The sequence below is a fragment of the Acinetobacter sp. UBA6720 genome, assembly GCF_002454215.1.
Taxonomy (GTDB): Bacteria; Pseudomonadota; Gammaproteobacteria; order Pseudomonadales; family Moraxellaceae; genus Acinetobacter.
Genome location: NZ_DKIK01000166.1, coordinates 1 through 6,614, shown reverse-complemented (window position 1 = coordinate 6,614; position 6,614 = coordinate 1). Strand labels below are relative to the sequence as shown.

Annotated in this window: 9 protein-coding genes; 2 read left to right on the top strand and 7 right to left on the bottom strand. The window is 43.6% G+C overall.

The features are described from left to right. Nucleotides 1-446 (bottom strand): DUF4442 domain-containing protein (locus tag B4F08_RS14265; protein WP_291374914.1); only part of this gene is annotated, 446 nt, incomplete at its 3' end. 28 nt (nt 447-474) lie between these two features. Next, nucleotides 475-963, bottom strand: coding sequence for a YajQ family cyclic di-GMP-binding protein (locus B4F08_RS14260; protein WP_004697619.1), 489 nt, complete (start codon nt 961-963; stop codon nt 475-477). Nucleotides 964-1,054: 91 nt separating this feature from the next. Between B4F08_RS14260 and B4F08_RS14255 the strand changes: the two genes are divergently transcribed. Then, a complete protein-coding gene (locus B4F08_RS14255) occupies nt 1,055-1,369 on the top strand; it encodes a rhodanese-like domain-containing protein (RefSeq protein WP_086210483.1) in 315 nt (104 codons plus the stop codon). 98 nt (nt 1,370-1,467) lie between these two features. Here the strand turns inward: B4F08_RS14255 and mnmC are convergent, their stop codons facing one another. The 4 genes from mnmC to B4F08_RS14235 are packed head-to-tail and all read right to left on the bottom strand — an operon-like array spanning nt 1,468 to nt 4,887. Then, nucleotides 1,468-3,393: an FAD-dependent 5-carboxymethylaminomethyl-2-thiouridine(34) oxidoreductase MnmC gene (gene mnmC, locus B4F08_RS14250; RefSeq protein ID WP_291374911.1), complete on the bottom strand. Its 1,926-nt coding sequence runs from the start codon at nt 3,391-3,393 to the stop codon at nt 1,468-1,470. A 36-nt stretch (nt 3,394-3,429) separates the two neighbouring features. Beyond that, nucleotides 3,430-3,936, bottom strand: a complete 507-nt coding sequence (locus B4F08_RS14245; RefSeq protein ID WP_086210482.1) for a hypothetical protein — start codon at nt 3,934-3,936, stop codon at nt 3,430-3,432. Nucleotides 3,937-3,940: 4 nt separating this feature from the next. After that, nucleotides 3,941-4,243 (bottom strand): YciI family protein, encoded by a 303-nt coding sequence (locus tag B4F08_RS14240; protein WP_086210481.1) that lies wholly within the window; start codon nt 4,241-4,243, stop codon nt 3,941-3,943. A gap of 29 nt (nt 4,244-4,272) precedes the next feature. Then, complete coding sequence (locus tag B4F08_RS14235; RefSeq protein WP_086210480.1) at nt 4,273-4,887, bottom strand: septation protein IspZ; 615 nt, start codon at nt 4,885-4,887, stop codon at nt 4,273-4,275. A gap of 44 nt (nt 4,888-4,931) precedes the next feature. Here B4F08_RS14235 and B4F08_RS14230 point away from each other — a divergent pair, with 44 nt between their 5' ends. Continuing rightward, nucleotides 4,932-5,783, top strand: a complete 852-nt coding sequence (locus B4F08_RS14230; RefSeq protein ID WP_291374908.1) for a PHP domain-containing protein — start codon at nt 4,932-4,934, stop codon at nt 5,781-5,783. Between the two features lie 69 nt (nt 5,784-5,852). Here the strand turns inward: B4F08_RS14230 and B4F08_RS14225 are convergent. Further along, nucleotides 5,853-6,614 (bottom strand): bestrophin family protein (locus tag B4F08_RS14225; RefSeq protein ID WP_291374905.1); only part of this gene is annotated, 762 nt, incomplete at its 5' end.

The following is a 6,614-nucleotide window of genomic DNA, read 5'->3' as shown; positions in this document are numbered from 1 at the left end:
GGTGCTTCACCCGATTCATCCATTACTGTCACAGAAACTAAAGTTTCACCTTTGGCGGTAGTTTGCATCAGTTGCTGTTGTTCTGGTGTTAAGGTGGCTGTCGCTGTCATGGCACCTTTACTTGGACGTTTAAAGTCAATATGCATGCTTTTAATCAGAACAATGCAATGGTCAGGCACATTCATCCCTGTGACAAAGCCAGTTGCTGTTTCAGCAATCAAAGCCATGGCGCAGGCATGTAACTGTCCAATATGGTTTTGCATAGCTCGGTGGTTTTCGATTTTGACTACGACTTCACTATGACTCACTTGTAAATAACGGATATGAGCACTGCCGACCATGGGAACTATGCGACCAAAAGCTTGACTCCATAATCGCGTACGCAACGCTTTCGGCAAGCGAGAAGTGGCTTTTACAATTTTAGATAAGCGATTGGCCTTTGGCATAGTTACCTCAAATGATCGAACAAGGGGATTAGTCTTTAAAGTTATTGAACTGTAAAGGCAGACCAAATTGCTGTTCTTTTAAAAACGTCATTACTTGCTGTAATGTATCGCGCTTTTTATCAGTCACACGAATTTTGTCGCCTTGAATTGAAGATTGCACTTTAATGCCACTTTCTTTAATGGCTTTGTTAATTTTTTTTGCGGTATCTGAGTCAAGTCCGTCTTTTAATTTCACCACTTGAAGTACATTTTTACCTGAAGCGGTCATTTTTTGTGGATCAAGCGCTTGAATATCAACTTTACGCTTAAAGAAATGGTTCTCTAACATGGTATAAACTTGTTCGCACTGGAAATCACTTTCTGTTGAGATTTTAATTTCTTTGTTTTTTTCATTGAGTTCAATTGAAACATCTTGACCGCGGAAGTCAAAACGGGTTGCAATTTCCTTTTGGGTATTCTGAACAGCATGATTTACCTCAAAAATTTCTAATTCTGAAACAATATCAAAAGATGGCATGGATTAGACCTTTACAAATAGAAAGAATATCTGAGATGCTAGGGATGTTTTCTTCATTTGCCAAGTGTTGTTTACATCAAAGGAGTGCGCAATGATCCGTAAACAAGAAATTACAACATTTGAGTTCCCAGAGGATGCGATCATCTGGGATGTACGCGATTCAAATGCTTATGCCGAAGCACACGTGAAAGGGGCGGTTAATCAGCCCATCACGGGACTATCGGCACAGAGCCTTACTCAGGTGTCGACGGGTCAACCGATTTATATATTATGTGGCGGCGGAAGCAAAGCACCACGTGCAGCAGAGCTACTTGAAGGTTTTGATAGTGCACGTGAGTATGTCATTTTAATGGGCGGTACTCGTGCTGCTCGTGATGCTGGTCTAGCCTTAGAGCAGGGCAACTAAGCAACAGCAAAAAAAGCGCCGTAAGGCGCTTTTTTAATGTCTTGGAAATATGAATTTTCTCTATAGCGCCATGCGCTGCACTTGAGTCAAAAGCAGAACTAAGACTGCGCTTTAAAATAAGGCTTTTTGGCTTTGACTTTCTTGTGGAATCGGGTTGGACTGAGCTTTTGTAGCAGTGACTCAGGAACAGGGCAGGCCTCTTTTAGTATCTGTGCCGCTAAAATTTCACTGCATAAAGGCGCAAATAAGAAGCCCTTAGAGCCTAAGCCTGCAAAGCTATAAATTTCAGACTGTTCAGAATGTTCAGACTGTTCGGACATTCTACCAAGTACTGGAAAATAGTCCAAACTTTGCGCGCGAACGGATGCACGGCCTTGCCAAGTCCTCACATCAGGAAGTGATTGTGCATAATCTGGAAAGACACTGTGGATAAGTTCGTAGTTATGCACATGGTCTTCAAGCAAAACATCGCTGTCGTCCCGATTCGGATAGAAGGATGCGCCTAAGATGAGCTGTTGAGCATCAAGCTGCATACAATAGCCACCATAGCTATAGGCTTGATCAAGTGCGAATGCTTGTGACGTGTTCTCCACCCAGCTAACTTGTCCACGAATGGGCTTCAGCACAGGGTACTGCTCAAAGAAAGTAGCCGTGTGGCGTGCACAACACACAATCACGTGATCAAACTGACCTAGAGATTGAGCTTGTTCATCTACGATTTCATTGTGCTCTGGATGGATTTGAGTAATGTTGGCTTGTACGAACTGAATCAGCGGATGCGCTAAGATTTGATCTCTGAGTTGATGTGGTGAAACGGCGCCCGCTTCGGTTAAATTCAGACTGGAATATTCAGTGATTAACGCTGAATCAGCAGCGGTTTCGGCTGTCAAAAGACCCGCAGGATATTGTGGTTCGAGATCGAGTAAGTCTTCGGCTTTTTTAAGCGCCAGTTGATGTACTTGAATCGGGCGAAAAGCTTGAAATTTGGAATAGTGCTGTAAAGCATGTTGCCAAGCCAAGGTCATGAGATGTTCATGACTTTGTTCAATCGGACAAAGTTTGGGGTTGAGTAAGGCCAGCGGATTGCCTGAACCTCCTGCGAGTGGCTCAGATTGGTCGTAGAGCGTGACTTGGTGCCCACGCTCGGCAAAGGCCCATGCACTAGTTAAACCTGCAATCCCTGCACCTATGATCGCGATATGGCGCTGTTTAAAAGGGTATGGTCGTTGACCAGGTCGGTTTTGATCCGATACCGATTTGGTGTCTACAGCGTCTGATGTATGTTCAGGCTCAGCAGGTAACCAGATGGCTTTGAGCATTTCGCGTTTGTGTTTAAATCCACGTGGGCGTGAAATAGAAATACCATACTGTTTTAAGCCGCGTTTAAGTACACCTGCAACACTAAATGAAGAAAATGTTGTTCCAATGTCAGACAAGCGAACGATGTGATTCAGTACTTGCTCTTCCCATATGTCTGGGTTACAGGCAGGTGCAAACCCATCGAGGAACCATGCGTTAACGCTACTGGTTTTTGCCATACTAGGGAAAACATCGTGGGCATCGCCTAACCAAAGGTCTAGGCTAAAACGTTCATTCGGGAAGCTCAGGCGATGACAACCCGCAATCGGATGCGGGTATTGTGTTATCAATTCATCGGCGATCGGTTTAAGTTCAGGCCAAGCATTGAGTGCGCGTATCAGATCAGCCTTAGATAGCGGAAATTTTTCAACTGAAATGGCATGGAGATGGCTGTGGTTATTTGGCCGTACTTGTTGCCAAAGTTGCCAAAGTGCCAAGATGTTGAGCCCTGTGCCAAAGCCTGTTTCACCCACACTAAAATATTCAAAGGGCTGAAGATTTGACAGGCGCTCAGATAAATCGTTGCCATTTAAAAACACATGGCGTGTTTCAAGTAGACCATTGTCTTTGGAAAAATAGACATCGCCAAATTGTTTTGAAACTGGCACATCAATGCCATCAACTTGTTGCCACTCTAAATCGGCAGTTTGAATTGCGCTTGACAAAGCCACAGTACCCTATTGTTTCTAATAGGGCTTAGCTTACCACTGACGACGGCGTTTGGTATAAACGTAACTAGCAATTAAAAAACCCAGTAAGACACCCACAGCGATGGTTGCTGCACCGTATAGAAACATTTGTGCACTGCGTTCGCTTTGTAAAACCTGTACTTGTACACCGAGGCTGTCATTTTTAAGTTGTAGCTCTTGGTTTTGTGCCAAAGCATCAAGATTGGCTTTTTCTAACTGAGCTAAGCGAGAAGCTTGGTCTTTGACCAATGCTTTGACTTTGGCATCTTGGAGGGCTTTGTTTTTCGCCAATTGTTCAGCGGTGAGCGGTTTGGCTTCCTGTGGTTGACCATTTGGACTAATGGTTGCTACAGCAGGAATAATTTTTGGTTGTGTAGCGGTGTTGTGTCCAGATGGTGGTGGAGCCGCAGTCGTTGCTTGGACGGCAGGGGCTACACTTGGAGCAGGTGCGGTTTCAACCGCCCATGCCATAGAAGAAAGAAGAGATAAACCCAATAAGCTTGTGACAACGACACGCATGACCTTATCCTTGAGGGAATGCTTTATTAAATGGTTTAACATCAATATGACGATAAACCCCTGCTTTTAAGAAAGGCTCTTCCTGTAACCATGCATCGAGTGCTTCACGTGAGTCAAAGTCAACAATGATCGTACTGCCATAAAAACCCGCTTGTGGATTGCTTGGGTCTTTAGGCATTGCACCAGCAACAATTAAACGACCTTCATCATTGAGCTTTTGTAAACGAACAAGATGTTCTGGACGTGTAGCAAGGCGTTTTTCGACAGTCCCTTCCTGATCGGTACATGTGACAACGAATAGCGGCATAAGAGTTCTCGATGTATGTTCTGGCTAAATTACTCTTCAGAAGATTTAAAGTATTTACGTAATACAATAAACTGAATAATGATAAAGGAAAACATCACGATCATGTCACCAAAAGCCGTGAATTCTCCCCAATATTTTCCGTCCATAAATAAAAATGCGAAAAATACGTGTAAAAAAGACATGAGAGCAAACATGGCCGCCCATGCAAAGTTTAAATTTTTCCAACCTGCGTCGGTTAAATTGAAGATTGGGCCGAACAAACGTTTGATCAGCGGTTTGCGTTCTTTGCCAAAATAAGGGGAAAGTAAGAAAGCACCTGAGAAAATTATATTCAGTAAGGCCGCTTTGAGTTTGATGTAAAAGTCATCTGACAGCATTAAGGTAACACCGCCGAAAATAACCGTCATAAACAACACAATCCACTGTTGTTTGTCTAAACGGAACTTTTGCATGAAGAACAGTGCGCCGTAAACCATCAGCATCGAAATAATTAAACCTGTGGTGGCTACAAGAATATTATTATTATCGACACCCCCAGCAGAACCAATCAATTGAAGTAATGGGTGATCAGTATTTTTCGGATCTACAGTTTTATATAAATAAAAGAAAATGATCAGCGGCACAAAGTCTAAAAGTGCTTTCATGTTAGAGTATCTAAATCTGTTCAAATAAATAGCTAGTATAAGTGATGGAAGGCGTAGATTTACATACTCACAGCAATATTTCTGATGGCACTTTCACACCGAAGCAATTGGTTGATGCTGCAGCAGAAAAAGGTATTCATACCTTGGCTTTGACAGACCATGACACCATGGATGGCCTTGCTTTAGCAGAGTTGGCTGCAAAGTCGCATGCGATGCGTATTATTTCAGGTGTAGAAATTTCCAGTCAGTGGTCGAGACCCTCGACTAAGAAAAACTATGGCGTGCATGTGGTTGCATTGAATATGCAAGATTTAGAGCCACTACAAAAATGTCTTGAACAGCAAAAACAAATCCGCGCGCGCCGCGCCAAAGAAATTTGTGATTTGTTGATTCCACTGATTGGTGAGGATATTTATCTCGATGTTTTGGCGAAAGTTGAACAGATGCCTGACCGCGTGACTCGAACCCATATTGCCAAGACCTTGGTTGAAAAAAAGTATGTGAGTCGCGCGCAACAAGCGTTTGATAAATATATTAAAGAAGGCAAAAAAGCCTACGTGAAATTTGATGGACTGGGCTTAGAAGAAACCATTCAGGTGATTCATGCCAGTGGCGGTTTTGCAGTATTGGCGCATCCGACACGTTATGACTTATCGGCCACCAATATTCGCTACCTGATTGAAATCTTTGCGCAGTTTGGTGGGGATGCGGTTGAGTTGCCACCCAGTGTTGAACCGACCTCTACCCGTCAAATGGTGGATCGGATGATTGCAGAGCATGATTTAAAAGTATCGGTCGGCAGTGATTTTCATGGTGACAATATGCCATGGATTAAATTGGGCAATATTCCCAGAGTCAAAGAGGGACAAGTGGGGATTTGGGACAGTTTTGTCTAAATGTTTTTGAGGATTGCTACCTTCTCCATAAGCTATATATGGCCTAAGAGAAGGTAAGCGTGAGTTCGCTTAGAGTAGATTATTGTCTTGTGCTTGAATCGGGGGAGGTGTCGGTTTACCTAAAGTCCCAAGCAGTTCAATTTCAATAGTGCGCACCATCGAGTCCAGTGGCAAATCATTACTTTGCGTTCCGAAAGGTTCTTCAATTTCCGAACTCAAAGCATCGAGTCCTAAAAAGGTATAGGCCAACACACCAACCAATAGCGGGGTGAAAATACCCAAGGTTGAACCTAAGCTAAACGGTAAAATGAGACAGAAAAAATACACCGTACGATTGAGTAATACCGAGTAGGCAAAAGGTAGTGGCGTTGTCGCAATACGGTCACAACCGGTTTGCACTACACTTAGGTCAGCAACATGCTGATTCAACTGTGCATACACAATGTCGCTAATTTCACCTTCTTTTAATGCTTGCATTAACTCCCACTGAATCAAACTGAGGGTGTACTGCGGGGCATTGGCTTGTTGATACAGCTGAGTCAGTGCATTTTGACTTAGGCCACTGGTTTCCACCAGCTCGGTAGGATTGGCTGTTTGATGGCGTAAACGGTCACGCAAGACATTGGCAAAGACAATCACATGTTGAATCACACGTTCACGGCGACCTTGAGTCAAGATACGACAGTCACGGTCAAAGTGACGTGAATTGGCAATTAAAATACCCCATAGCTTCCGTGCTTCCCACCAACGGTCATAGCAGGCACTATTTTTAAAGCCGAGGAAAATGGAAAGTACCACCCCAATGAGGGTGAAGCCGACCAAGGGCAGTTC